The following is a 26,522-nucleotide window of genomic DNA, read 5'->3' as shown; positions in this document are numbered from 1 at the left end:
CCCCTAACTCCATGGTCGCACCCCTCAACGTGGGCATAGCGGGGCTCGGCACCGTCGGTGCCGATGTCGTACGCCTCATCGAAACGCAAGGACGGGCGCTCGCCGAGCGCAGCGGCCGTGGCGTCCGTGTCGTCGCCGTGACGGCACGCTCGAAGGCCAAGAAGCGCGGGCTCGACCTGCACGGCATTGCCTGGGCAAAGAGCCCCGAGGCGCTGGCCGAGGATCCCAATATCGATTGCTTCGTCGAGCTGATGGGCGGCGCCGGCGATCCCGCGCTGTCGGCGATCGAGACGGCGCTGAAAGCCGGCAAGTCGGTCGTGACCGCCAACAAGGCGCTGATCGCCAAGCACGGCCTGCGGCTTGCCGCCGCCGCCGAGAAGCATGGCGGCGCGCTCAACTTCGAGGCGGCGGTCGGTGCGGCGATCCCGGTCATCAAGACGCTGCGCGAGGGCCTCGCCGGCACCAGCATCAACCGCGTCTACGGCATCCTCAACGGCACCTGCAATTACATCCTGACCCGGATGGAGCAGGAGGGCTTGTCATTCGAGGAGTGCCTGAAGGACGCCCAGCGGCTCGGCTATGCCGAAGCCAATCCGTCGTTCGATGTCGATGGTCACGATACCGCGCAGAAGCTCGCGATCCTGGCCAGCCTCGCCTTCGGAACCAAGGTCGCGGAGAGCGCTGTTTATGTCGAGGGCATCTCCTCGATCACGCCCGAGGACCTCAAGGCGGCCTCGGAACTCGGTTACCGGGTCAAGCTGCTCGGCGTTGCCGTGCGCACCGCGAAGGGCATCGAGCAGCGCGTGCACCCGACCATGGTGCCGAAATCATCGTCGATCGCGCAGGTCATGGGCGTCACCAATGCGGTTGCCATCGACGGCGAGGGGATTCCGCCGATCACGCTGGTCGGACCCGGCGCAGGTGGCGGCGCGACCGCCTCGGCCGTGGTCGCCGATATCGCCGACGTCGCCCGCGGCATCCGTGCCAAGCCGTTCGGGCGTCCGGTCGAGCGGTTGCGCGACACCTCCAAGGCGCCGATGGAACGCCACGAGGGCGGTTATTACATCCGCCTGATGGCGCGCGATCTTGCAGGCACTGCCGCAACAATCGCCACCCGGCTCGCGGAACAGAAGATATCGCTGGAATCCATCGTGCAGCGGCATCCGGATGGTGTGGACGTTAACGGTGCGGCCAAAAAACCTTCACCGGTTCCGGTCATTCTGATTACCTATGCGACCAGCGAGGATGCCGTGCACCGCGCATTGGCCGCAGTGCAGCGCGACAAGGTCATCAGCGGCCGGCCGCAGGTGATCCGGATCGAGAAAAACTAGCGCATGGCCTGAACGGGGCGGGCGTGAGACGATTGATGCGGACAGGCTGGCCTGTCCCCGAGACTTAAGGAGTACGCCGATGTCGACCCATATTTCCGTGCCGCCGCAGATGCTGCTCGAGCGCATCCTGACGCTCGAAATCGTGCGCGTGACGGAGCGCGCGGCGGTATCGGCCGCGCGGTTGCGCGGCCACGGCCAGGAAAAGGCCGCCGACAAGGCCGCGGTCGACGCGATGCGGCGCGAGCTCAACAAGCTGCCGATCGAAGGCACCATCGTGATCGGCGAGGGTGAGCGCGACGAGGCGCCGATGCTGTTCATCGGCGAAAAGGTCGGCCTCAACGCTGGCCCCAAGGTCGACATCGCGGTCGATCCGCTCGAAGGCACCACGCTGTGCGCCAAGAACATGCCGGGCTCGATCGCCACCATGGCAATGGCCGACGGCGGCACGCTGCTGCACGCCCCCGACGTCTACATGCAGAAGATCGCGATCGGACCGGGCTTTGCCAAGAACGTGATCGAGCTCGATGCGCCGCCGGCCGACAATGTGCGCCGGCTCGCCAAGGCCAAGGGCGTCGATCCCAGCGCCATCACCGTGCTGGTGCTCGACCGTCCGCGCCATGCCGACATCATCAACAGCGTGCGATCGACCGGCGCGGCGGTTCGCTTCATCACCGACGGCGACGTCGCCGGCGTGATCCACTGTGCCACGCCGGAAGAGACCGGCGTCGATATGTATATCGGCACCGGCGGCGCACCCGAGGGCGTGCTGGCGGCCGTTGCGCTGCGCTGCATCGGTGGCCAGATGCAGTGCCGCCTGATCCTCGACAGCGAAGAGAAGCGCGAGCGCGCCCACAAGATGGGCGTCACCGATCCGAAGATGATCTACGGCATCGAGGACATGGCGAAGGGCGACTGCCTGTTTGCCGCCACCGGCGTCACCACCGGTTCGCTGCTGACCGGCGTGAAGTTCAAGAAGGACGTGATCGAGACCGAGACGGTCGTGATGCGCTCGGTCACCGGCACCGTGCGCTACATCAAGGCCGAGCACCGCCAGCTCGAGAAGTTCCACCTCGACTAAGTAGGGGCGTCCGAAGGACGAGCCCGGAATCCATAACCACCATCGGGAGTATGGATTCCCCGATGCGCAATTGCGCATCTGAGGCCTGCGCCAAGAGGCGCATCCCGAAATGACGAAGAGAGAGCGTGACGCAAGCAAGAACAACAAAACAGGAGGTACCCATGTCCGATCTGTCCGGCGTCAAGGCCCTGGTGTTCGACGTGTTCGGAACTGTGGTCGACTGGCGCACCAGCCTGATCAACGACTTCACCAAATGGGGCGCGGCGCGGGGCATCAAAGTTGACTGGACCGCGCTGGTCGACGGTTGGCGCGCGGTCTACACGGCCTCGATGGACGAGGTGCGCAAGAACCCGCAGAACGGCTACGTCATCCTCGACGTCCTGCATCGCCGCTCGCTGGAGAAGCTGATCGCCCAGTTCGACATCAAGGGGCTGACCGAGGCCGACCTGCATCATCTGACGCTGGGCTGGCATCGGCTGCACGGCTGGCCGGACAGCGTCGCCGGCCTGACGCGGTTGAAGACGAAATACATCATCTCTCCGCTCTCCAACGGCAACGTCGGGCTGCTCACCAACATGGCGAAGTTCGCAGGCCTTCCCTGGGACCTCGTGATGTCGGCCGAACTGTTCGAACACTACAAGCCCGATCCGGAAACCTATCTCGGCGCCGCCAGGCTCCTCGGCCTGCCGCCGGAGCAGGTGATGATGGTTGCCGCCCACAATTACGACCTCAAGCATGCGCAGAAGCACGGCCTGAAGACCGCCTTCGTGGCGCGGCCGACCGAGTACGGTCCCTTGCAGAAGGTCGATTTCGAGGCCACCGGCAACTGGGACATCGTGGCCAAGGATTTCGGGGCCATAGCGGACAGGATGGGGTGTTGAGCCCGGCGCTCTCGTGTCCTGGATGTGAGAGCCGCGGTGCAAGCCTAATGAGCCTGGGGAAGGCAGACGACCGCCAGGTCGTCGATCACGCCGACGGAACCGGGCAGCGGCCAGGCTGTCGCATGCGAACAATAATCGATCGCGGTTTGCCATTGGGCATCCGTCGGTGACGCGAAACTGTAACCCGTCGCTTGCTCGAACAGCCCCAGCTTGGACCACGGCGAACCAAGTCCGGATGTGTTCATATCGACAGACGATGTGCTGAGCACGAGCGGGTGCGCCTTGCGGCGGCCCACCACGGCCAGCGCCGCCACCTTGCCGAAGGCGGGGTCTGCTTCGAGCCGAGCGATGATCCGGTTCGCTTCCTGATGGTCCCATAAGTTCATGCGCCGTTGATCGAACAAGATCGAGGCGTCCGCCGACATAGCCCGTGATCACGATGGCGGATATGGCGACCAGCCCGAATTTCCGTCCGGCGGATGCAAGTCGAAAACCTGCCACACCAAGTGCTGCTATGCAGAGCGCGATCGGCGAGAAGAGCCTCGGCGCTTGCCAACTGACGTCACCGATCAGCGATGCGGCTGCGGCGCAGATCACTGCCAAGGCGACTGCCGATCCGACGACGAGGGCGGCAATGCGATTCCGGCCTTGCATTGTCATTTGCAGGAGCAGGAAGACACACATCGCCAGCCCGAGGATGGTCGCAACCGAGATTGTTGTGGGGACGATGCCTTGCGGCGGGAAGAGGCAAAACTTCAACGCAGGACCGACTGCGTGAAGCTTGTGGGAGAAGTCCGGTAAGCCGGTGCGATAGGCTCTGCCCGAAGCGACCGCTGCGTTGAAATATCTCGTCAGAACCAGGCAGGCCAGATAGACCGCAGCTCCGGCGACCAGGACAGCGGTACGACGCGAGAAGTCGCCGAGGAAAGCGTAACAGTCCGACCCCGAAGCGCTGCGGCCAGCGCACATTCGCGCCACCAGAACGAGGAGTCCGCCTGCCGCGATGTGGCCGATCACAATCTGATAATTGCCCAGGGCGAGGACGACCGCTGCGACGGTTGCGCAACGCCAGACCAGCGATTGCGGCGCGCGGTAGGCACTCCATATGGCCAATGCCGCCGAAAGGAACGCCAGGATTGTCGCGAAGGTGACTTCGCCATAATAGAAATATTCGGTCGCAAATGGATGCAGGGTGAACAGCGCGGCGAAGGCGAACGCTTCCGCTTGCTTCAAATCATCAAAGATCGCCGCCGCAAATACGAATCCGGCGATGATGAAGAGCGGAATAGCCAGACAGATCGATGCCGACATCGACTCGATCGGCAGGAAGCCGATCTGCGCCTGTAACCACCACAGCGCGGCGCGAATGAAGCGCCCATCGCCAAGAGAGTAGGCGATCTCTCCGCCGAATGACTTCCGCGCGACGTCATAGCTGTCAATCGAGTACATCGGTGCGAACAAGGCCTGACCACGCGCGACGATGTTGAGCGCGAGCACGGCCGAGAACGGAGCGGCGAATTGCCGGGCGATTGTTCTTGCTGTGCTTGCGTTCATCGGACCTCCGTCCCATCACGACATCTGCCGTCAGGTCGAAGGATCAGGTGCGGCTCGCGAGGCCAAAATGGGAGGCTTTACAGGAGATGATGTGCAGAAATTGCGTGGAATTTTGCTGGTTGGTCGACCAGCTTGCAGCCGGAGCCGGCTTGAGGGCATTCGCCGCTCCCTTGGTGCCGAAGCGCAGGCTAGGCCGAGGGGGCGGGGATTGTTCCGCAAGATCAGGATCATGGCTGCGTTGTGCAAAACCGCCGGGCCGGGGCACCCTCGGCGCACCGATATGCTACCTCTATCAATCCTGATCGATCGGCGTGAGGCGGCGGATTGCGCCCACCCCTTTGCTGAAATGACCTCCGGTGGACGCTCGACGAATTGAACGCAATATGACCCCTCCCGCCACTGCCATCCCCATCGAGGCGCCACAGGCGTTCCTTGGCGTGACGCGGTCGCTGACCGGAAAGCTCTGGCGCGACCGGCTGGATGCGCGCGGCGCGGCGCGGGCGCTCGCGATCGTGCAGCGACACAATCTGCCGGAAATGCTGGCGCGCGTGCTGGCGGGGCGCGACGTCGCGATCGACGAGGTCGCCGACTTCCTCGACCCGACCATCCGCAAGCTGATGCCGGATCCGCACACGGTCACCGAGATGGAGACTGCGGCCAAGCGCATCGCGGATGCCGCTGTCCGCGGCGAAAAGGTCGCAATCTTCGGCGACTATGACGTCGACGGCGCGACCTCGGCGGCGCTGCTGACCTGGCATCTGCGCCATTGCGGGCTCGACCCGCTGATCCACATTCCGGATCGGATTTTCGAAGGCTACGGGCCGAACGTCGACGCCGTTCGTGCGCTGGCGGCCAAGGGCGCGACGCTGCTGGTCACGGTCGATTGCGGCACCACCAGCATCGAGCCGTTGGCGGAAGCGAAGAAGCTCGGCATGTCGGTGGTGGTGATCGACCATCACCAGACCGGCGATGAACTGCCCGAGGTCGACGCGCTGGTGAATCCGAACCGGCCCGACGATCTCTCCGGGCTCGGTCATCTCGCTGCTGTCGGCCTCGTGTTCGTCACGTTGGTTGCGGTGAACCGCGAACTGCGTCAGCGCGGCTTCTGGACCAGCGTGATGCCGGAGCCGGACCTGCTCAGCATGCTGCATCACGTAGCCCTCGGCACCGTCGCCGACGTCGCGCCGCTGATCGGGCTCAACCGTGCCTTCGTTGCCAAGGGCCTGATCGCGATGCGCCGGCGCGACCATGTCGGCCATACCGCGCTGATGGATGTGGCGCGGCTGAACGGTCCGCCGGAGGCCTGGCATCTCGGCTTCATGCTGGGGCCGCGCATCAATGCCGGCGGCCGCATCGGGCGCGCCGACCTCGGCGTCCGGCTACTGCTCGAAGGCGACGTCTCGGAAGCGGCGCGGATCGCGGCCGAACTCGACCGGCTCAATGCCGAGCGTCGCGTGATCGAGCAGGCCGCCGAGGCGCAGGCCGAAGCCGAGGCGCTGGCTTCGCTCGGGCTCGAGGACAAGGGCGCTGTCATCGTCACTGCGGCGGAAGGCTGGCATCCCGGCGTGGTCGGACTGGTCGCGGCGCGGCTGAAGGAAAAGTTCGCGCGTCCCGCATTCGCGATCGCGCTCGAGCCGGGCGGCATCGGCACCGGATCGGGCCGCTCGATCGGCGGCGTCGATCTCGGCCGAGCGGTGCGCCAGGCGGTGCACGACGGCCTCTTGATGAAGGGCGGCGGCCACGCGATGGCGGCCGGCGTCACGCTGCGCAAGGAGAAGCTCGCCGAATTCCGCGCCTACATGGAAAGCGCGCTGGCAGCCGACGTCGCCAATTCCCGTCACGAGAACGAGCTGTTCATCGACGGCGCGGTGACCGCGCGCGCGGTGACGCCGGAATTCGCCGCGACGCTCAATCGCGCGGGGCCGTTCGGCAGCGCCAATCCGGAGCCGGTGATCGCGCTGCCGTCGCACCAACTGGTCTATGCCGACGAGGTCGGGCAGGCGCATTTGCGGCTGCGCTTCAAGTCCGGCGACGGGTCCATCGTCAACGGTATCGCATTCCGCTCCATCGGACAGAAGCTCGGCAGCGCCTTGACGCAAAATCGCGGTCAGCAATTGCACGTGGCGGGCTCTCTTGCAGTCGACCGTTGGCAAGGCACCGAACGTGTGCAATTCCGTGTCCTCGACGTCGCGGCGCCGGATCAGGGCCCGACGGTGATCCGATAAGAAACGTTTGGAGAGGACATGGCAGGACAGGTTGAAGGCAAGGTCGCGCTGGTGACCGGCGGCGCATCGGGAATCGGCGAGGCGATCGTCGAATTGTTGGCGCAGGAAGGCGCGACGGTGGTTGCGACCGATATCGACGAGTTGCGGGGACCCGAGCTCGCCGCGCGGCTCACCAAGGCCGGGCGCAAGGTGACGTTCCTGCCGCAGGACGTCACCAGCGAGGAGCGCTGGATCGAGGTCATCGCTGAGATCGGCAAGCGCCATGGCCGCCTGGACATCATGGTCTCCAATGCCGGCATCGGCATCGGGGCGCCGTCGATCGTCGAGATGTCGCTGGCGGATTGGCGCCGCCAGACCGCGATCAATATCGATGGCGTTTTCCTGTCGGTGAAGCATTCGCTGCCGCTGATGCGCAAGCATGGCGGCGGTTCGATCATCATGATGTCGTCGCTGGCCGGCCTGCGTGGTGCCGCGACGCTCTCCGGCTACAGCGCGACCAAGGGCGCGGTACGGTTGTTCGCCAAGTCGATCGCGATGGAATGCGCGCAGGTGAACGACGGCATCCGCGTCAACTCCGTGCATCCCGGCATCATCGACACGCCGATCTGGGGCAAGATCCCGACCGGTGCGACGGGCGCCGGCCAGAACGCACCGATCGATCCGGACGAGCGCGCCAGGTTCGCGACGCCGCTCGGCCGCGCCGGCCAGGCGATCGAGATCGCGCAAGGCGTGCTCTATCTCGCCTCCGATGCCTCGCGCTACGTCACCGGTAGCGAACTCGTCATCGACGGCGGCATGAATGCCGGCGGCGTGGTGCGGCAGCCTGCGGGTGGCTAGCGTGTAGCCCGCATGAGCGGAGCGACATGCGGGAGACACCGCCCCGGGTGTCGCTGTCGCTCACCCGGGCTACACGGGATCGCGATGATGGCTAACCGCCTTGCCGCAACCGCGCCAGCACCTTGAGCCCGCCGTAACCATCGGCGGGCAGCAGGCCGGACTTGATCTGGAAATCCTTGATCGCCTTCATGGTGTCGTTGCCGACCCGGCCGTCGGTGCCGCCGGTGTCGAAGCCGGCCTTGGTCAGCCGCGTCTGCATCTCCTGCACCTCGGCGAGCGTCAGCGCGCGCTCCGAGCCCGGGAAGGGCTGGATGAAGGGCGGCCCGCCGAGGCAGCGATCGCCGAGATGGCAGATCGCCAGCGCGTAGTTCATCGAGGGATTGTAACTTTTTACCGAGTTGAAGTTCGGGCCGAGCAGGAAAGCAGGCCCGCCGGCGACCGGGATCCAGAGCTGCGCCGACGCGTTCGGCTGCGGGAACGGCTGGCCATCGGCTCTGACGACGCCGGCGCTCGCCCAGGCCGCATAGCTGCGGCTGCCGCTGGCGCCACCCGGCGCGCGCACCTCGTAACCCCAGTGCTCGCCGCGGCGCCACTTGCCGCGATTGACCAGGTATTTCGCGGTCGAGCCCAGCGCATCGTCGGGCCGGCCGAACGGCGAGACCTTGCCGTCGCCGTCATAGTCGAAGCCGACATTGAGCCAGACCTCGGGCATCCACTGCGAATGCCCCATCGCGCCGGCCCAGGAGCCGTTCATCTCCTCCGGCGTGCTCCAGCCGCGCTGCACGATCTTCATCGCGTTGATCAGTTCGGTCTCCCAATAGGCCTTGCGGCGCGGCTCGTTCCAGGCGAGCGCCGCCAGCGAGGGAAACACCGGCGTCATGTGGTTCTGCTGCACCAGCGGATCGCCATAGGCCGATTCGACACCCCACAGCGCGAGCAACGTGCCGCGTTCGACGCCGAAGTCGCGCTCGATCCGGGTGAACAGCGCCTCGTTCTTCCTCAGCGCTTCCTTGCCATGGATGATGCGCCAGTCGGAGACCCGGCGGTTGATGTATTGCCAGATCTGCTCGTGGAATTCGGGCTGGTTGCGCATCTGCTTGAAGACGCTCATGTCGGGCTCGACCCGGCCCATGCAGCGATTCCAGGTCGCGTCCGAAATGCCCTTGGCCTGCGCCTTTGCGCGAAAATTGTCGCGCCATTGATCGAAGCCCGGAGGGGCGGCGGCCAGTGCGCCGAGCGGGGTGGCGAGCGCAACGCTTGCTGCCAGCCCCGCCTTCAGGACGGAACGACGGGCAGGGGATCGCGGAGAATCAGGCTGTTTCATCTGACCAGTGTAGCGGCGCCGGTCGAGTGAGCCAAAAGCCACGCCGCCGCAGCAATCACGATTTGAGCATGCCTCTATCGGAAAACCGGTTCCCACTTTTCCGGGGCATGCTTTAGCTATCCTGCAAATCTGTGGCGATTTTTGACAGCCACTGGCGCACCACCTGTTCCGACTTGGCGTCAAGGCCGGCAGCGAGCCGGCGCTCATGATCCTGGGCGATGTGGCGGCACTTCTCGAGCAGCCTGGTTCCATGGTCGGTCAGGGTCCATTGCAGCACCCGGCCGTGGACCGGGTGCGGTGTCTTCCGGATCGCACCGTCACGCTCGAGGTTGCGGATGATCACGCTGACGGTCTGCGGCGTCAGCAGCGCCACCCGCGCCAGATCGGCGCCGGACAGCCCGGGATAGGCCTTCAGCATCGTCAGCACGACGAATTGCGGCGAGGTGACGCCGAGCTGCCCCAGCGCGCGCTCCATCGATAGCCGCGACGCGGCATGGGCCTGGCGCAGCAGATAGCCGAGATAACCCTGTTCGCCGCGCTTGCCTTCGCCGGGAGCCGGGACGGAGGAGGCGAGCAGGGCGTCGGCGGCGCCCGACCCTGATGCGGCGGTGGTCCTTCCGCCGATGATGTTGTCGACCGGGCGCCGCTTGGCAGCACCGGATTTCCCACGTTTCTGCATCCCCGCCATGTTGCCTTCGTCAGTGTTCGTGGCTTGCTCGATATCAGAGCTCTGATAATGTCTCAGTACACTGATAACACGAGGCCGCGCCAATGTCACATGCCCGCAAGGAATACTCCGACTTCGAGAGGCTAGCGCCCGACGTCTTCGCGGCCGTGCGCGCGCTCGGCCAGTTCGCCGCCAAGGCCGGTCTCGACAAGCAGCTGTTGGAGCTCGTCAAGATCCGCGCCTCGCAGATCAACGGCTGCGCCTTTTGCGTGCAGTATCATATCCTGCAGAGCGAGAGCCTCGGCGTTCCCGTCGACAAGCTCAATCTCGTCGTGGTGTGGCGCGAGGCGCCGCAGTTCTCGGCCCGCGAGCGCGCCGCGCTGGCCTGGACCGAGGCGTTGACGACGATGCCAAATGGCGTCAGCGACGAGGTTTATGCGCAGGTGACCGCCGAATTCTCCGAGCAGGAGCTGACCTATCTGACCTCGGCGATCGCATCGATCAATGTCTGGAACAGGTTCGGTGCGGCCTATCGCTGGACGCCGCCGCCGCGCCGGCAGCGCACCGACGCTGCGGCTTCCTAAAGCATGATCCGGAAAAGTGCGCAGCGGCTTTCCGAAAAGATCATGCGCAAACAAGAAGCTAAAGCGAGACGAGGATTCAACCTCATCTCGCTTTAAAGCCGGAACGGATCAAACAGTAAATAACAAGGGAGACGGCCGATGACCTCGATGACGATGACACCATCCCTTCCATTCGCGCGGTTGTCGCGGCCTGTGTCGCTGGCCGTGGTCGCAGGACTGGCCAGCGCCTTGGTGATCGGCAAGAGCCTGCCGACCCCGATGGATGCGATCTCCTCGGTGATCGCGCCGCTATGCGCCAGCGCCAATGCGGCGTCGCCACTCGACAAGGTCGAGGTCATCACTTCGCACGCGCTGCCCAACGTGCCGGGCAAGCGCGTCACCGTCGTGCGCGTGTTCTACGGTCCCGGCGGGTTCACGCCGCCGCACCGTCATTCCGGCTCGGTGACGGCCTACATCACCAAGGGCGAGATTCGCTCCCAGCTCGGCGGCGGGCCGGTCGAGACCTTCCATGTCGGCCAGTCCTTCTTCGAGCCGCCGGGCTCGACCCACATGGTCTCGGCCAATGCAAGCGCCACGGAGCCTGCGGAGCTGATCGCGGTGTTCGTGGCGGATGAAGGCGCGCCGCTCACCACGATGCTCGAATAGCACCGCCGATCGAAGCCAACCCGGTTCCGCGTCGGTCTCGAACCCGGCGCGGCACTGGGCCAGTTTGCTGCAAAGTCCGCAGGAAACTGGACCTTGCAGGCGGAACTGCGCGCGGCGATTGATGGCGCGACGATTGCGGCCGGAGCGCGGTTTCGCCGCCTCTCACGGCCGCCACTGAACAGGAGCCAACGATGGTCCATCTCAAGGGGCTTTCTGCCTTCCCGATCACGCCCTCCAATCGAGACGGGCAGGTCGATGCGGGAGCGCTTCGCGCATTGCTGGAGCCCCTGATTGCCGCGAAGGTGGATTCGATCGGGCTGCTCGGAAGCACCGGTTCCTATCCGTATTTCAGCCGCGACGAGCGGCGGCGTGCGGTGCAGTCGGCTACCGCCCTGGCCGCTGGCGGGACACCCATATTGGTTGGCGTGGGTGCGCTGCGGACCGATGATGCCGTAAGACTGGCGCAGGACGCACGTGATGCCGGTGCGGCCGCAGGCCTCCTTGCGCCGGTATCGTATACGCCGCTGACCGATGATGAGGTCTTCGAGCACTTTCGAACGGTGGCGCGTGAAAGCAGGTTGCCGATCTGCATCTACGACAATCCGGGCACGACGCATTTTCGCTTCACGCCGGCCTTGATCGGCCGTTTGAGCCATGTGGACGGCATCGTCGCGGTGAAGAGTCCCGCACTCGACGCGGCGGCCTTGCCGGGCCATGTCGCCGAATTGCGGGCCGTCGTCCCGAACGGCTTCTCATTGGGTTACAGCGCCGACTGGAATTGTACCGAGGCGCTGCTGGCGGGCGGCGAGACCTGGTACAGCGTCCTCGCAGGAATTTTCCCCAAGGTCTGCCTCGACATCGTCCGTGCCGCGGCAAGTGGCGATGCCGCCAAGGCGCGGCAGCTGGACGCGCGGCTGCAACCGGTCTGGCAATTGCTCAAGACGTTCTCGAGCCTGCGGGTCGTTTACGCGATCGCCAATCTCAGAGGGATCTGTGCGGCCGAACCGCCGCGTCCGATCCTGCCGTTGCCTTCCGATGCCCAGAAGAAGGTGGGCGAGGTTTTGGCGGGAATCGAGCTCGGTTGATCGCATCACATGATGTGACCGGTTGCATCGATCCAGTTCCGAATGGAACCCGCGTTCGATCCGCCGGCGTCGCGGCTTCCATCTCTGCGCAAAATCGGCATAACAATCGCGAGGCGCTATTGGGAGGCGTTCGATGCGATTGCCGGTATGTCTGCTGACGCTCCTGGTTCCCGCGATGGCGTGGGCCGAGGAACCCGCAACCAATACGGCGGCACTATGGGGCCGCCCCACGGTCGACAACGGCGCCTGCTGCAAGACGCTTGGAGAGGTGCGCGGCAATATCGACCGACTCGATCGCGAGATCGTCCGTCTGATGGCCGAGCGCGGCCGCTACGTCCATGAGGCCGCGCGCTTCAAGGCCAATCCGGCGCAAGTCGAGGCGCCGGAGCGCGCCGAGGCGGTGGTGAAGAAGGCGATGGCACTCGCCGAGCAGGATGGTCTGTCGCCCAAGGTTGCCGAAGCCGCCTACCGCGCGATGGTGCGCGCCTTCATCGACTATGAGCAGGGCATCCTTGCCGACGCCGCAGCGCGCGGCGATGCCCCCTGGAAGAAGTAAGCGGACGCGGCAGCATGCGGTACTCAGTCCGGCGCAGGGTCGCGGCCGCGGCGTTTGTCCTCTTCGGCTGCATGGTCGCATCGGGCTCGGCCTTTGCCGATAGGCGCGTGGCGCTCGTGATCGGCAACTCGGCCTATCGCAACACGGTGCAACTGCCCAATCCGCGCAATGACGCGACCGATGTGGCGCGGATGCTGAAGGGCGCCGGCTTCGAGGTGGTGGAGGGGGTCGATCTCGACAAGCGCGGCATGGACGACGCATTCCGCCGCTTTGCCGATGCCGCCGTCGGCGCTGATGCTGCACTGTTCTTTTACGGCGGTCATGGCTTTCAATTCCAGGGCGCGAACTACCTCGTGCCCATCGATGCCAGGCTGACTGGCGCCGCCGACATCGGCGCCCAGATGGCGCGGGTCGACGACATCCTCGCCGACCTGCAACGCGCCAGTGGCGTGCGCATCCTGATGCTCGACGCCTGCCGCGACAATCCGCTTGCCGACCAGTTGCTGGCGCAGGCCAATCCCGCGCGCGCCGTGACGATCACGCGCGGCCTGGCACGGATCAAGCAGACCGCGGGCACCGTGATCGCCTATTCCACACAGCCCGGCGCGGTCGCCGCCGACGGCGAGGGGCGCAACAGTCCGTTCGCGGCCGCGTTCATCCGCGAGGTGAGCCAGCCCGGCGTCGAGATCGGCCCGCTGTTCCGGCATGTCGCGGCCGACGTCTACAAGGCGACCAACGAGCGGCAATTGCCCGAGGTGACGTTCTCGCTGCTCGGCGATTTCTATTTCGTCGGCCTGCCGGCCCCGACGGCGCCGCCGCCGGTTGCCGCAGCCCCTGCGCCGACGCAGACGGCTGCGCTGGTGCTGCCGACACCGGCCGCGCGCAGCGCCGCGGAAGGCTGTGACAAGCTCGCGGCGTCCGCCGAGGACACCGACCGGCCCTCCGGCGTGCCCGGCGTCGCGCTCAATCACATCCAGCCGCGGCTCGCCGTCGATGCCTGCCGCGCGGCGCTCACGCAGGCGCCGGACCATCGCCGTCTGCAATTTCAGATGGCGCGCGCGCTCAGCGTCGCCGGCGAACTCGCGGAGGCGCGCGACTGGCTGACGAAGTCCGCTGCGGCGGGCTCGGTCGCGGCGATGTCCGACCTCGCCGTGATGCTGGAGAAGGGCGAGGGCGGCCCGGCCGACCTGCCGCGCGCGGTGGCGTTGTTCGACCAGGCCGCGGCCGCGGGCAACGTGCCGGCGATGCGCAACGTCGCCATCGGCTACGAGAACGGGGTGGGGCGTCCCGCGGACGCGGCGCAGGCTGCGCAATGGTACCGCAAGGCTGCCGATACCGGCGATCCGCAGGCGATGGGTTTCCTCGCGGTGCTATACCTGCAAGGCACCGGCGTGCCGAAGGATGCCCGCCAGGCGCGGCAATGGATCGACAAGCTCGTCACCACCGAGCACACCGCGACGATGCTGCGCGTCGGCTATGTGCTGCTCGGCCTGACCGGCGCGGTGAAGGATTATGCCACGGCGCGCACACTGTTTCAGCGCGCCGCCGAACTCGGCGACGGCGACGGCAACGTCATGCTCGGCAACTTGGCCGCCGGCGGCATCGGCGAGCCGCGCGATTTTGCGCGCGCCGCCGATCTCTACGAACGTGCCGCGGCGATCGGCAACATGAATGCCAAGGCGAGCCTGATGCCGTTGCTGATGGCGGGTGCCGGCGGCCTTCGGCGCGATCCCGGCAAGGCCGCCGAATACGGCCTGGAGGCCTTGCGCGGCGGCTCACCGGTGGCGCGCGCGCTGCTGATCGAGAAGCCGACGACGTCGCTGACGCCGGAACTGCGCAAGGCGGTCGAGCTGCGGCTGGCGCGTGCGGGCCTGCTCAAGCGCGCGCCCGATGGGCGTTACGGACCGGACACGCTTGCGGCGCTGCAAAGCGCGGTACTGGCAAAGTAGTTGCCGGCGGGCCTGATCTGCGATTCAGATCGCAACCATCTCGGATAATCATTATCCGCCGGCCCAAGGCCGTGCTTCAGTCCGGCAAGTCGGACGGGCGGCCCGGTTCGCCTGAAGCGCGGAACCGCCGCGGCGTGCGAGACATTTCGAAACATTGAGAACGACGCAGATTGGATCATCGCGATGGTCGACGGCGCGCGTACGAGACAGTCTTCGGTAAGCCAAGCAAGGAGCCATCAACATGCCGTTTCTGCGTTTTGATGTGATCGAGGGACGAGGCGATGTAGAGATTCAGCGGCTGCTCGATGTCACGCACGAGGTGCTGGTCGAAACCCTCCACGTGCCGCAGCGCGACCGCTACCAGGTGGTGCACGTTCATCCGCGATGTCAGGTCGTCGCGCTCGACACCGGCCTGGATATTCCCCGGACGGACAGTCTGGTGATGCTCCAACTGACCAGCCGTCCGCGCGACAAGGCCCTGAAGCTGGATTTCTATCGCGTCCTTGCCGAGAGGCTGTCGTCAGCTTGCGGAATCGCACCGAGCGACCTCGTCATCAATTTCGTGATCAATGACGATGAGGATTGGTCGTTCGGTATGGGTCGGGCGCAATTCATGACCGGCGAACTGAAATAGACCGCGTATCGGTCTTGGCCGGCTCGGCTCGGCTAATTGCCGCCGCCTTCCTGGGTGTCGATGTGATGCACGACGTCGTCGGGCAAAGCGTGGGCCACGGCGGCGGCGGGGCCGGGCTCCGGCCCGATCTCGCGGCCGCGACCGCGGATCAGACGTTCATAGGCCGACACCAGCGTGGTGTAGGGATTGACCCAGAGCCAGCCGTCACGGGTGAACACCTGCACGTCGAAATGCAGATGCCGCGAGGTGCCGTTGGGATGGTCGAGATAGTTCGACACCACGCCGATCTTCTCGCCTTCGCCGAGGCGGCGGCCGTTGAGCAGGCCGTCGGCATCCATCGCGGACGGGTTCATGTGCATGTAGCGGAAGCGGACATGCTCGGTGCGGGTATTGACCTGCAAGGTCGCCGCCTGCTGCTGCGCCGAACGGATCACGATGCCGTCGCGCACCGCGACGACCGCCTGCTGCCTGGGGTCGCAACCATCCTTGCTGTCGGGCGGGCAGCCGCCCGGCCTGATGTCCTGGCCCTGGTGGCCGTAGCCGCTCGCGCACTGCCCGACCTCGAAGCTGCGCGCCTCGCAGAAATTGTCCTGCCAGGGATACTCGTCGACCCGCCCGCGCTTCGGAAAGGACTGCGAATGCGCGAACGCCGGCGCCTTCTCCAGCGGAAAGCGGATCTGCGAATACACCGTGAAGTCGGCATGGCCGCCTTGCTGCCTGCGGCCGCCGCTGCCGGCGATGATGTCGCCGCTCGGGCGATAGGTGAAGGCGGCCGACGGCGCGATTGGGCGCTCGGCGACGTCGGCGGCGAGGTCACTGCGCGGGCGTGACGGCTGTCCGCCCGCGATATGCAACGCCTTCAGGAAGCGTTCGGCGACCGGGGAGGCCTCGCGGCACGCCAGCCGCTTCGGCCGCGGCGCGCTGTCGAGGCACTGGATCGAGACCACATAGGGAATCCCGAACCTGGTGAAGGCATAGCGGACATAGCCCTCGCGGATGAAGCGGCGCAGATCCGGAAACTGCGCCGCCAGCGCCTTCACCGGCTCGCCCTTGCCACCGAGCCGGTCGGCCAGGTCGTAGACCAGGATCGAGCCCGAGATCTGCACCTCGACCGGCTTTGCGAACGTCCGTGGCGGCATGCCGTCGACGGCTCCCGGATCGAGTGAGAACACTGCGTCATAGCCGGATGCGCCGGCATGGAACAGATCGGCGGCACGGAAGTCGGCCTGATGGCGCGCGACCGCCAGGCTGTCCGGCGCGCCGCTCAGCCGTGCGTCGAGATAGCTCGCGGGATCGAACGGCAGCAGCACCGGGATCGGGCTGCGCGCGATGCCGGGGAACAGCGGCGATGTCACCGCATTCAGCTGCACCAGCGCAGGGGTCGAGCGCGGATCCGAGGCCGGGACGCGGCGCTGGCCGGCGAAGCTGAAATTGGCGGCAACGGCCGGGTGGCCGCCGATCTCCTGCCGCAGTTGGTCGAGCGCTGCGCGCCATTCGACCCGCATGGCCGAGATCGAGGGTGTCCTGAATTCGTCAGCGTCAGCGCCGGGAAGAGGCAAGAGCAGGGCTGCAAGCCAGCAACTGATGAAGCTGACCACCTTCCTGCTCACTGCACCCCCCGGCTCATGACTGATCGCCAGCGAGAGTAGAGCAAGATCCGGAAAAGTGTGTAGCAGTTTTCCGGAAATTTTATGTTTAAACAACAGCCTGATGCGGGGAGATCATTCACCTCGACCTCGCGGCGTCCACGCTGCTTAGTCCTTGATTAGTCCTTGGCGCGTTCCACGTAGGAACCGTCCTCGGTCATGACCACGATGCGGGTGCCAGTGGAGACGTGCGGCGGCACACCGGTGCGGATTCCGTTCGACAGCACCGCGGGCTTGTAGGAGGACGAGGCGGTCTGGCCCTTGGTCACCGGCTCGGTCTCCACCACTTCCAGCGTCACGCGCTGCGGCAGCTGGATCGCGACCGGATTGCCGTCGTGCATCGACAGCTTGACGGTCATGTTCTCCTGCAAATACGGCGCAGACGAACCGACGATCTCCTTGGAGACCTGGACCTGGTCGTAGTTGTCGTTGTTCATGAAGTGGAAGCCGTCGGCGTCTTCGTAGAGGTAGTTGTAGTTGTGGTCTTCGACGGTGGCCTTCTCGACCTGGTCGGTGGTCTTGTAGCGCTCCGACACCTTCACGCCGTCGCCGATGCGGCGCATTTCGATCTGGCTGACCGGGGTGCCCTTGCCGGGATGAATGTTTTCGGCGGAGAGGACCACATAGAGCTTGCCATCCTGCTCGATGATGTTGCCCTTGCGGATGGAACTGGCGATGACTTTCAAAGGTGTTTTCCTGAATTTGAGAAGCGGGGGCGCAAACCGGACCGGCAGCCCCTCGGCCGTGGCGGCGATTTCGGGCTGCAACATACTGATTTGTCCCTGAGATGCCAGTCTTTTGCGGTCCAATTCGGCAGTTTGGCAGCCGTCCCTGCCGCCCCGGATTGGCCCAATTTCCGGGCCGAATCGTGCCATCCGCCCCCGGTTCGGCCGTGGTGGCGCATGGACAAGGCCGGCATCTTTCGACAAGAAGGGATCAGCTTCGCCGCCTATTCCGGTGACCAACGCCGTGCCGACCATGAATCTGCTTCGAATCAACTGGTTATGCCCGACTCCTGAGCGGGGGTGGAGGCTTGTTGATGTCGAATCCAAGCGGACCCGTTGGCGATGACGGGGCACGACCAGCCCTCGCCGTGGTGGATGCCGCGGCGCTACGCTGACCGCAGGCCGTTCTTGCAGGCGCGGACCGCAATCACGCGAGCGCTCCGGGCGTGGTTCGAGGAGCAGGGATTTGCCGAGGTCGAGACCGCGATTCTACAGGTATCGCCGGGCAATGAGACGCATCTGCACGCCCCGCGGACCGAGCTCCGGCAGGCCGACGGCGCGCGTGCGACACGTTATCTGCGCACCTCGCCGGAGTTCGCCTGCAAGAAGCTGCTCGCGGCCGGCGAGCCCAAGATCTACGAATTCGCGCGCGTGTTCCGCGATCGCGAGCGCGGCGATCTGCATCTGCCCGAATTCACCATGCTGGAATGGTACCGCGCCAATGCCGGCTATGACGCCATCATGGCCGATACAATCGTGGTGATCGCCCACGCGGCGCAGGCGACCGGAATCGGGCGGTTTTCATTCCGCGGCAAGATTGCCGATCCGTTTGCCGAGCCGGAGCTGCTGACGGTCGCGGCGGCTTTCGAACGCTTTGCCGGCATCGATCTGCTGGCGACGATCTCGGACGGCGAGGGCGACCGTGCCGCGCTGGCGGCGGCCGCGCACGCGCGGGTGCGGATTTCAGATGACGACACCTGGTCGGACATCTTCAGCAAGGTGCTGGTCGAGCATGTCGAGCCCAATCTCGGTCAGGGCCAACTGACGGTGCTGTTCGAATACCCGTCGCCGGAGGCCGCGCTGGCGCGCGCCAAGGCGGGCGACCCACGCGTAGCCGAGCGTTTCGAGGTCTATGCCTGCGGCGTCGAGCTCGCCAACGGCTTTGGCGAGCTGACCGACGCGGCCGAGCAGCGCCATCGTTTCACCGCGGCGATGGACCAGAAGGCCCGCCGCTACGGCGAGCGCTATCCGCTCGACGATGACTTTCTCGCCGCGGTCGGCCAGATGCCGGAAGCCAGCGGCGTTGCGCTCGGCTTCGACCGGCTGGTGATGCTGGCGAGCGGCGCGCCGCGAATTGATCAGGTGGTCTGGACCCCGCCTGCAGGAGAGACATGAACAGGATCGATCCGAAACTGGCGGCGACCCTGCGCCAGCCGCACGAGCTGGTCGAGGCTGGTCTCGCGCCGGTCGCTGCCCTTGCCGAGCTCGAACAGGTCGCTGCGCGCTACGCGGTCGCGGTGACACCTGAACTCGTCGCGTTGATTGATCCCGCCGATCCGGCCGACCCGATCGCGCGACAGTTCATCCCGAGTGCTGACGAACTCGTCGAGCAGCCCGGCGAGAACGTCGACCCGATCGGCGACGATGCGCATTCGCCGATCGCCGGGATCGTGCATCGCTATCCGGACCGGGTGCTGTTCAAGCTCGTTCATGTCTGCGCGGTCTATTGCCGGTTCTGTTTCCGGCGCGAAATGGTCGGACCGGGAAAGGCCACGGCCTTGTCCGACGACGCCTACGGCGCGGCGCTCGATTACATCCGTACCCATCCAGATATCTGGGAAGTCATCCTGACCGGCGGCGATCCGCTGATGCTGTCGCCGCGCCGGTTGACCGAGATCATGACCGATCTCGCCGGCATCGATCATGTGAAGATCATCCGCATCCACACCCGTGTTCCGATCGCCGATCCCGTGCGCATCAATCCCGATATGATCGCGGCGTTGCGGGTGGAGGGCGCGACGACCTGGATCGCGATCCACGCCAACCACCCCCGCGAACTGAGCGCCAATGCCCGTGCGGCATGTGCGCGGCTTGCCGATGCCGGTATTCCATTGGTCAGCCAGTCCGTCCTGCTGCGCGGCGTCAACGACGATGTGGCGACGCTGACGGCGTTGATGCGCGCCTTCGTCGGGTGCCGGATCAAGCCGTATTACCTGCATCACGGCGACCTTGCGCCAGGCACCGCACATTTGCGCACGACGATCGAAGCCGGGCAGGACTTGATGCGGGCCTTGCGCGGGCGCGTCTCGGGCCTGTGTCAGCCCGATTATGTCCTCGACATCCCCGGCGGCCACGGCAAGGCGCCGATCGGCCCGACCTATTTGTCGCAGCCGGCTTCCCGCGAACGTGAAGATGCCGCGGAACGACGATACCGTATCGTCGATTATTGCGGCGAGGTTCATCTTTATCCGCCGCAATCTTGAGGCGGATATGGGCGGGGCCGGGGACGGAGCGCAGGAGCCGCCCGAGGACGGCGGCAGCCGCAGCATCGAAAATGCTGTGATGTTCGGCATGTTTGCGCTGCTGGTCGGCGCGGGAATCTGGCTCCTTGGTGCGATGGCCGATATACGGAAGGTGCAGGATTGCGCAGCGCAGGGGCGACGCAACTGTGCTACCGTCGAAGTGCCGGAACGGGCGCGATAGGGTTGAGAAGCGGAGACGCGAGATGCGGAAGACAGTTTTGGTGATGGCTCTGATGTTGGTTGCGGCTGGAGCGTCCCAGGTTGGAATGTCCCCGGCTTGGGCGCAGCAGCAAGGTGGATCGTCCTCCGTGCAGAAGAATTCCGGGGTGCCGGAAGCGCCGATTGGACATCGTCAGCCCCGCCGCGGCGACATACCCAACGAAAAGAACATCAGCGATCCGAACAATACGGCGAACAAGGAAGACGCGGCGCTCGACAAGAAGATCAAGAGCATCTGCCGCGGGTGTTGACCTCCCGTGAGACGCCGGCGGAGCGCGACAGCTCCGCCGGCAACGCTCAATCGGTTCGGCCGTGTCAGGCCGAACGCTCCTGCAAGCCGTCGCGCCGCACGCTGCGTCTTGCGTCGACGGCATCGGCCAGCTGCTTCAATACGTCAGCGGTCGTTTCCAGATCGATGCAGCCGTCGGTGATGCTCTGGCCGTAGGTCAGTGGCTTGCCCGGTACGACGTCCTGGCGTCCGGCGACGAGATTGCTTTCGATCATCACGCCGATGATGCGTGCTTCACCGCCTGCCACCTGCTGCGCAATGTCGGCCGCAACCGCGGGCTGCTTCTCCGGCTTCTTGCTGCTGTTGGCGTGGCTGGTGTCGATCATCAACCGCGCTGCGACACCGGCGCGGCCGAGCTCGGCGGCGGCGGCATCGACGCTTGCTGCATCATAGTTCGGCACCCGGCCGCCACGCAGGATGACGTGGCAATCCTCGTTGCCGCTGGTGGCAGCAATCGCCGAACGGCCGCCCTTGGTGACCGCCATGAAGTGATGCGGGTGCGAGGCCGACTGCACCGCGTCCGCCGCGATCCGCACGCCACCGTCGGTGCTGTTCTTGAAGCCGACCGGGCACGACAGGCCGGACGCCAGTTCGCGATGGATCTGGCTTTCGGTGGTGCGCGCGCCGATCGCGGCCCAGGAGACCAGGTCGGCGATGTATTGCGGCGTCGTCATGTCGAGGAATTCGGTGCCGGCCGGCAAGCCGAGATTGTTCACCGCCGAGAGCACGTTGCGGGCGAGCCGCAGGCCCTTGTTGATGTCGAAGCTGCCGTCGAGGCCGGGATCGTTGATCAGCCCCTTCCAGCCGACGGTGGTGCGCGGCTTCTCGAAATAGACCCGCATCACGATCTCGAGGCGGTCGGCTAACTGTTCGCGCAGGCCGGCGAGGCGCTCGGCGTAATCGACGGCCGCCGCGGGATCGTGGATGGAGCAGGGGCCGACGACGACCAGCAGGCGGTCATCGGTGCCATTGAGGATCGCGTGGATGGCGTTGCGGGCGCCCATCACGACGCGGGTCGCCGTCAGGGTGCGCGGGACCTCCCGCATCACCTCTTCAGGCGTACTCAGCTCTTTCAATTCCTTGATGCGAAGATCGTCTGTCGTACTCAACACGGCTGGCTCCTTTGGATTTCGGACCTGCCGGCACACAAAAAAGCCGCCAGGTCTGGCGGCTTGTTTTGGATGTTTGCTGCAATTATTCAGATTGAGCGCGATCCTCCTGCCGCCAGCGAGTTGTCGTAGCTAAAGTACCAAAAATAGCTGGTGGCGACGGTGATCATGGGGCGGCTCTATAGCGCAGGGATTTGGGGATGTCACCCCCCAAATGCAACCCCGCCGCGGTTCGCCGTCAGGTGTTGCACGCCGCCAACGCCATGCCGATCAGCAAATCGGAGTGTGTCGGCAAGCTTATTCCGGTTGCGCAAAAGGGCCACGTCGACGCGCGCCCGTCCTAGCTCTGGCCCGGCGCGGCCGGAAGACCTTCCGAGGCGGTTCGCATCCGGTTGCGGCCGAAGAAGTAGACGGCGGTGGTCGCGACCAGGAGCGCCAGCCCGATCAGGATCGAGGTGAAGCCGATCGGGATCAGGATGAACGACGCGTCGCGCTCGGGGTTGACGTACCAGTGGTGCAGCGAGGTGAGCAGGAAACAGACCCCGGCAAAGCCGGTCCCGCCGCCGATCAGCAGCACCGCCCACATCCGCCGCAACTGGCTGAGCCGCTCGCGCGCGATGTCTGTGCGCGGCGCGTGATGCTTGCCGAGGCGCCGCACCAGGCGGATCGCGAAGCCGATCGAGGAGAAACCGATCAGGACGCTGGCCGAACCGAGCAGCAGCCGCGTCGTCGAGCTGAGATCCGGAATGCGCTGGAGCGCCAGCAGCGGAAAATCGAACGCCGCATGCAGCGCGACCGGTGCGACCAGCACCAGCGCCCAGTTGGTGATGCGCGCCCAGTCGCGATGGCCGCGATAGGCGCCGAGCGCGCCGCCGGAGCGCGCGATCGCCAGGTAGGCGCCGGCGATGATGCCGAGCGCGCCGTGGAACGGCACGGTCAGCACGCTGCGCAGCGCTGCCAGCGCGCGCCACATGTCCTTGTGCTGGACGAGATAGGCGAGGTTCTCGTAAGCCGCAAATCCGAGGCCCGCGGCCGCACCATAGACCACTGTGTCCATCGGGTCGGCGAAGGCACGGCGCCGCGTCGAGATCGCGACGATGACCAGCACCTTGACGATCTCCTCCGGCGCCGCGACCCCGAATGCCGCGCGCACTGCCTGCGTCGCCCAGGGATTGTCGGGAATGGCGAGCAGCGCATTGAAGGGGATTCGCGCCAGTCCGAGCAGCGAGATGCTGGCCGCGCCGAGCACGAAGGCAAGCCATACCTGAACCGGAGGTCCGGGGCGCTCGTCGGCGGCGATCACCAGCCACAGCACCAGCAGCGCGGGGGCGATCGCGGCGGCGCCGATCACTGTCGGAAGCGACTCAAGCAACAACATGGGCTCAATCTGTTCTCGTGAACGGCAAAAATGGCCACAAACCCAGCACTTTGCAAGGTGGTCGGCGGCGGCGGACGCGCGGTTGGGAGTTCACGTTTGGCTAATTCCGGCGGAGGCGGACGCGAGCGCGCCGATGAACGGCATGGTAGAAGTGCTTGATCAGACGGGAGACGTTACCGGGTGCATTTACGCGCAGCAGAGAGTCATACGCGATCGATCCTCAAGGCCGTCAGCTGGCGGACGCTCGGGACGCTCGATACGTTCGCCATCAGTTGGTTCATGACCGGCAAGGTTGCGCTCGCCGGCTCGATCGCCGGGCTCGAGATCGTGACCAAGATCGCCTGGTACTATCTGCACGAGCGGGCCTGGGCCGTGGTTCCGTTCGGACGACGCACCGGTTAGCACGCCGCTTGCGTCAGCAGGCGGCGGCAGGTTTCCACGAACACCTCGGCGCCCGTGACGATATCGGCATCGTCGGTGTTCTCGCTCCAGTGGTGGCTGATGCCGCCGATCGACGGCACGAACAGCATCGCCGCCGGCATGAGCGTGGCAAGCACCTGCGCGTCGTGACCGGCGCCGCTGGGCATGCGGATCGATTTGCCGCCGGCGCAGGTCGCGCTGGCCGCCTCGATCGCATCCTGGAATGCCGGCGTCATCATCGCGGGCACGCCGGTGCGAATGCGCTCGACCTGCACGCCGCAGCCGCCCTGCGCGGTGGCCTCGGCCGCCAGACGATGCAGATGTTGCTCGAGACGCGCGATCACCTCGGGATTGTCGTCGCGGATCTGGAACAGCATCTCGGCGCCGCCGGGGATGATGCTGGGCGCGCCCGGGTCCAGCGTGATGCGGCCAGTGGTCCACACCGTGCGCGGTCCGCACAGGGCAGGGAAGCTGTCGTCGATCGCGACGCAGAACCGCGCCAGCGCCAGGCCCGCATCCTTGCGCACCGCCATCCGCGTGGTGCCGGCATGGTTCTGCGCACCGGTGAAGGTGATGCGGAACTGCCAGATACCGACGATGGAGGTGACGACGCCGATCTTGAGCCCGCTGCTTTCCAGCGTGTCGCCTTGCTCGATATGGGCTTCGAGATAGCCGATATGGCGGGAAGCCTCGGCGGTGAGGCGAGGGCGGCCGGCAAAGCCTGCATCCTGCAATGCCTGTCGCATCGCGCGGCCGCTCGAGCGGTCGCGCGCGGCATCGATGTCGGCCTCGCTCACTGCGCCGGCGAACGAGCGGCTGCCGAGGAAACTGCCGAAATGGCCTTCCTCGTCGCACCAGGCGGCGACTTCGACCGCGCCGTTGATGCCGGGATCGCGGTTGATGACGCGCGCGGCTTCCAACGCATAGATCACGCCGAGCGGTCCATCGAGCCAGCCGGCATGGTTCTGGCTCTCGAGATGCGAGCCTGCGAGCAGCTTTGGTCCCGCCTTTGTGCTGCTGCCGAACACGTTGCCGATCCCGTCGATGGTTGCGGTGAGGTCCGCATCGGGCAGGCGTGCCGCAAGCCAGTCGAGCGAGCGCAGATGCGGTTCCGAGAATGTCGGCTTGTGCACACCGCTTTTGTAGGCGCCGATCGCGCGTAGCGCGTTGAGATCGGCGAGCACGCGCTTGCCGTCGAAGCGATGGTTGATGGCGGGCATTGGTTGGACTCCGGACTAGCGTGTTCGACGGCGCGTTGGCGCCGCAATCCCGTCTTGATGCCGTCGCGGTCGGATGCGACGAACCAAACAAGGCAAACGATTTCTTAGCGGTTCTGCTCTTAGGTCGCAGTACTGATGTCGCGGTACGAATAGCGTGTGAGTGTGATCATGTCTGCATTCCGGAACTGGGCTCGTAAGGCCGCCGTGTTGTTTCTTCCGATCGCGCTCGGTGCCTGTGCGCAATATTCGCAGCAATACAGCATGTCCACGCCGGCGCCGGGAACCGGCCCGCTGGCGTGGGATGGTGCCGGACAGGATCCCAATCTGCCGCAGCCGCGACGCCATGCGCGGAATACGTCGCCGGCGGTGGCCGAGACGTCTGACGTACAAGTGTCGGAAGCGGACGCCGACGATCGGCTGGCGCGCAAGCTCGTGATTTGCAGCACCTGCATCAAGCAGGCGCCGGCGGCGCAGCCGAACAATCGCCAGGATGTCGCAAGCGCAGCCAATCACTAGCGCGCCCAAGCCGCGAGGCAGTTCACTGCGAAAGCCGCGGATCTCGTTTGCGCAGGGACTAACCGCGAACGGTGTCGCGCGAGCGCTGGATGTTCATCCCGTGCGCTGGCCTTAGTTAGGCCACGATATCGTTTGATGCGCAGGCCCATGTCGTTCCGTCGATTCCTCATCCCCGCCGTCGTCGTCGCGCTTGCCGCCGCAATCCTGATTCACGCCGGCGGTTCGCGGGCGCATGCCCATGTGCCGTCGCATTGTGGTTTCTGGACCTCGATCGAGGCCGGATTGTCCTGCAGGTAGGCGGCATCCCCGGAAAAGCGTTCTGAACGCTTGCCCGACCGGCCAATCGCCACTATACGTTCGCCCGTCGCGATCGTTGACGGTCATGACCAGTCCGGCGCATCTCACGTCTAACGTATTGATCTGCCGGGAGTTTTGCTCCCTTCGTCTATCGGTTAGGACGCCACCCTTTCACGGTGGAGAGAGCGGTTCGATTCCGCTAGGGAGCGCCAATGTTTCCAACGCATATCCCATCCGAGCCGCGAGCCCGTCCAACGTGACTGCGTTCAATGCCCATGCATGCGGGCATGACGCGGCAGGGGAGTTCCGTCGGCGGCTGCGCGGCGAACCAGATGCACATTTAATCGACGTCGTTTTGATATGCTGCGGGCGGTTGAAATTAATGTTTAATTTAACCCGTCGCTTGACCGACTCTTTTGCCCCTGATTAGAAGCCTGCGCGAGATTTTTAATCCATTGGGAGCATGCGATGTTGCGCCAGGTTGCGCTCGGACTAGTGATGGCTGCGGCGATTGCCGCGCCTGCGGCGAATGCCTCGACCCTCACCGGCGTGCTGACCGCGGACAACGGATTTCAGGCTTACATCAGCTCGAGCGACTCCACGCTCGGCACACTGATCACCCCCGGCGGCACCGGCGTTGACTGGCGCAACCCGCAGTCGTTCAGCCTGAACCTCGGCGCCGGGACCTGGTACCTGCACATCGTGGCGGAGAACTACGCCTCGGATTCCGATCACACCACGACGCCGTCGAGCGGCAGCAATCCGAACGCCATCCTGGGTCAGTTCAACCTGCTCGGCGGTGGACTGTTCGGCAACGGTTCAGCCACGCTC

The 26,522-nt window shown here is 65.6% G+C and carries 25 protein-coding genes, 1 tRNA gene and 1 pseudogene; 18 read left to right on the top strand and 9 right to left on the bottom strand.

The annotated features are described in order from the left end of the window. Positions 1-11: 11 nt before the first annotated feature. The 3 genes from B2W55_RS27820 (at position 12) to B2W55_RS27810 (ending at position 3,290) form a co-directional block, all read left to right on the top strand. Positions 12-1,331, top strand: coding sequence for a homoserine dehydrogenase (locus tag B2W55_RS27820; RefSeq protein ID WP_024578385.1), 1,320 nt, complete (start codon positions 12-14; stop codon positions 1,329-1,331). A gap of 79 nt (positions 1,332-1,410) precedes the next feature. Continuing rightward, a complete protein-coding gene (gene glpX / locus B2W55_RS27815) occupies positions 1,411-2,409 on the top strand; it encodes a class II fructose-bisphosphatase (RefSeq protein WP_024578384.1) in 999 nt (332 codons plus the stop codon). Positions 2,410-2,570: 161 nt separating this feature from the next. Further along, positions 2,571-3,290: a haloacid dehalogenase type II gene (locus tag B2W55_RS27810; RefSeq protein ID WP_024578383.1), complete on the top strand. Its 720-nt coding sequence runs from the start codon at positions 2,571-2,573 to the stop codon at positions 3,288-3,290. A gap of 44 nt (positions 3,291-3,334) precedes the next feature. On the opposite strand, the gene B2W55_RS27805 is transcribed toward B2W55_RS27810, so the two are convergent. Then, complete coding sequence (locus B2W55_RS27805; protein ID WP_024578382.1) at positions 3,335-3,715, bottom strand: hypothetical protein; 381 nt, start codon at positions 3,713-3,715, stop codon at positions 3,335-3,337. A 208-nt stretch (positions 3,716-3,923) separates the two neighbouring features. After that, a pseudogene (locus B2W55_RS34290) lies at positions 3,924-4,739 on the bottom strand (glucosyltransferase domain-containing protein); the annotation flags it as partial. A gap of 488 nt (positions 4,740-5,227) precedes the next feature. On the opposite strand from B2W55_RS34290, the gene recJ reads away from it, so the two are divergent. Together recJ and B2W55_RS27790 are read left to right on the top strand one after the other, a co-directional pair. Then, complete coding sequence (recJ, locus tag B2W55_RS27795; RefSeq protein ID WP_024578380.1) at positions 5,228-7,069, top strand: single-stranded-DNA-specific exonuclease RecJ; 1,842 nt, start codon at positions 5,228-5,230, stop codon at positions 7,067-7,069. Between the two features lie 18 nt (positions 7,070-7,087). After that, a complete protein-coding gene (locus B2W55_RS27790) occupies positions 7,088-7,906 on the top strand; it encodes an SDR family NAD(P)-dependent oxidoreductase (protein ID WP_024578379.1) in 819 nt (272 codons plus the stop codon). 91 nt (positions 7,907-7,997) lie between these two features. On the opposite strand, the gene B2W55_RS27785 is transcribed toward B2W55_RS27790, so the two are convergent. Further along, the gene (locus B2W55_RS27785) at positions 7,998-9,230 is read right to left on the bottom strand and encodes a lytic murein transglycosylase (RefSeq protein ID WP_024578378.1); all 1,233 of its coding nucleotides are present in this window, start codon (positions 9,228-9,230) and stop codon (positions 7,998-8,000) included. A 112-nt stretch (positions 9,231-9,342) separates the two neighbouring features. Continuing rightward, positions 9,343-9,918 carry a MarR family winged helix-turn-helix transcriptional regulator gene (locus tag B2W55_RS27780; RefSeq protein WP_024578377.1) on the bottom strand — a complete coding sequence of 192 codons (576 nt, stop codon included), beginning with the start codon at positions 9,916-9,918 and terminating at the stop codon, positions 9,343-9,345. Between the two features lie 83 nt (positions 9,919-10,001). On the opposite strand from B2W55_RS27780, the gene B2W55_RS27775 reads away from it, so the two are divergent. The 6 genes from B2W55_RS27775 to B2W55_RS27750 all read left to right on the top strand — a co-directional run bounded on the left by B2W55_RS27775 (position 10,002) and on the right by B2W55_RS27750 (position 15,350). Beyond that, positions 10,002-10,481, top strand: a complete 480-nt coding sequence (locus B2W55_RS27775) for a carboxymuconolactone decarboxylase family protein (RefSeq protein WP_024578376.1) — start codon at positions 10,002-10,004, stop codon at positions 10,479-10,481. Positions 10,482-10,619: 138 nt separating this feature from the next. Continuing rightward, the gene (locus tag B2W55_RS27770; RefSeq protein ID WP_024578375.1) at positions 10,620-11,126 is read left to right on the top strand and encodes a cupin domain-containing protein; all 507 of its coding nucleotides are present in this window, start codon (positions 10,620-10,622) and stop codon (positions 11,124-11,126) included. A gap of 191 nt (positions 11,127-11,317) precedes the next feature. Further along, a complete protein-coding gene (locus tag B2W55_RS27765) occupies positions 11,318-12,211 on the top strand; it encodes a dihydrodipicolinate synthase family protein (protein ID WP_024578374.1) in 894 nt (297 codons plus the stop codon). Between the two features lie 133 nt (positions 12,212-12,344). After that, positions 12,345-12,767, top strand: a complete 423-nt coding sequence (locus B2W55_RS27760) for a chorismate mutase (RefSeq protein ID WP_080890977.1) — start codon at positions 12,345-12,347, stop codon at positions 12,765-12,767. A 14-nt stretch (positions 12,768-12,781) separates the two neighbouring features. Next, positions 12,782-14,716 (top strand): caspase family protein, encoded by a 1,935-nt coding sequence (locus B2W55_RS27755; protein WP_051404229.1) that lies wholly within the window; start codon positions 12,782-12,784, stop codon positions 14,714-14,716. Positions 14,717-14,957: 241 nt separating this feature from the next. Beyond that, entirely contained in the window at positions 14,958-15,350 is a 393-nt protein-coding gene (locus B2W55_RS27750) for a tautomerase family protein (protein WP_024578371.1), read from the top strand. Positions 15,351-15,382: 32 nt separating this feature from the next. Here B2W55_RS27750 and B2W55_RS27745 read toward each other — a convergent pair whose 3' ends face one another. Continuing rightward, entirely contained in the window at positions 15,383-16,960 is a 1,578-nt protein-coding gene (locus B2W55_RS27745; protein ID WP_100555257.1) for a peptidoglycan DD-metalloendopeptidase family protein, read from the bottom strand. 155 nt (positions 16,961-17,115) lie between these two features. After that, positions 17,116-17,682, bottom strand: coding sequence for an elongation factor P (gene efp, locus B2W55_RS27740; RefSeq protein WP_021081155.1), 567 nt, complete (start codon positions 17,680-17,682; stop codon positions 17,116-17,118). A gap of 381 nt (positions 17,683-18,063) precedes the next feature. On the opposite strand from efp, the gene epmA reads away from it, so the two are divergent. The 4 genes from epmA to B2W55_RS27720 are packed head-to-tail and all read left to right on the top strand — an operon-like array spanning position 18,064 to position 20,713. Further along, positions 18,064-19,116, top strand: coding sequence for an EF-P lysine aminoacylase EpmA (gene epmA, locus B2W55_RS27735; protein WP_024578369.1), 1,053 nt, complete (start codon positions 18,064-18,066; stop codon positions 19,114-19,116). Continuing rightward, on the top strand, positions 19,113-20,204 hold the full coding sequence (locus B2W55_RS27730) for a lysine-2,3-aminomutase-like protein (protein ID WP_024578368.1): 1,092 nt from the start codon (positions 19,113-19,115) through the stop codon (positions 20,202-20,204). Before epmA ends, B2W55_RS27730 begins: the two co-directional genes overlap by 4 nt. Next, positions 20,134-20,424: a hypothetical protein gene (locus B2W55_RS27725; RefSeq protein WP_244442097.1), complete on the top strand. Its 291-nt coding sequence runs from the start codon at positions 20,134-20,136 to the stop codon at positions 20,422-20,424. Before B2W55_RS27730 ends, B2W55_RS27725 begins: the two co-directional genes overlap by 71 nt. Positions 20,425-20,446: 22 nt before the next feature. Then, the gene (locus B2W55_RS27720; RefSeq protein ID WP_024578366.1) at positions 20,447-20,713 is read left to right on the top strand and encodes a hypothetical protein; all 267 of its coding nucleotides are present in this window, start codon (positions 20,447-20,449) and stop codon (positions 20,711-20,713) included. A 64-nt stretch (positions 20,714-20,777) separates the two neighbouring features. Here B2W55_RS27720 and B2W55_RS27715 read toward each other — a convergent pair whose 3' ends face one another. Together B2W55_RS27715 and B2W55_RS27710 are read right to left on the bottom strand one after the other, a co-directional pair. Beyond that, entirely contained in the window at positions 20,778-21,863 is a 1,086-nt protein-coding gene (locus tag B2W55_RS27715; RefSeq protein WP_024578365.1) for a 3-deoxy-7-phosphoheptulonate synthase, read from the bottom strand. Between the two features lie 337 nt (positions 21,864-22,200). Further along, positions 22,201-23,238, bottom strand: a complete 1,038-nt coding sequence (locus B2W55_RS27710; protein ID WP_024578364.1) for a PrsW family glutamic-type intramembrane protease — start codon at positions 23,236-23,238, stop codon at positions 22,201-22,203. A gap of 180 nt (positions 23,239-23,418) precedes the next feature. Between B2W55_RS27710 and B2W55_RS27705 the strand changes: the two genes are divergently transcribed. Beyond that, on the top strand, positions 23,419-23,640 hold the full coding sequence (locus tag B2W55_RS27705; RefSeq protein WP_024578363.1) for a DUF2061 domain-containing protein: 222 nt from the start codon (positions 23,419-23,421) through the stop codon (positions 23,638-23,640). Here the strand turns inward: B2W55_RS27705 and B2W55_RS27700 are convergent. Next, positions 23,637-24,878 (bottom strand): Zn-dependent hydrolase, encoded by a 1,242-nt coding sequence (locus B2W55_RS27700; RefSeq protein WP_024578362.1) that lies wholly within the window; start codon positions 24,876-24,878, stop codon positions 23,637-23,639. The two genes, B2W55_RS27705 and B2W55_RS27700, sit on opposite strands and share 4 nt — an antisense overlap. Before the next feature lie 168 nt (positions 24,879-25,046). On the opposite strand from B2W55_RS27700, the gene B2W55_RS27695 reads away from it, so the two are divergent. Next, on the top strand, positions 25,047-25,394 hold the full coding sequence (locus B2W55_RS27695; protein WP_145987263.1) for a hypothetical protein: 348 nt from the start codon (positions 25,047-25,049) through the stop codon (positions 25,392-25,394). A 434-nt stretch (positions 25,395-25,828) separates the two neighbouring features. Continuing rightward, positions 25,829-25,903 (top strand) — tRNA-Glu (locus B2W55_RS27690). The last annotated feature ends 619 nt before the right edge of the window (positions 25,904-26,522 follow it).

It is taken from the genome of Bradyrhizobium sp. UBA2491 (genome assembly GCF_002341725.1).
In the GTDB taxonomy this organism is placed as follows: domain Bacteria; phylum Pseudomonadota; class Alphaproteobacteria; order Rhizobiales; family Xanthobacteraceae; genus Bradyrhizobium.
Note: the sequence above shows the minus strand (reverse complement) of the source record. Positions and strands in the feature narration are given on the sequence as shown.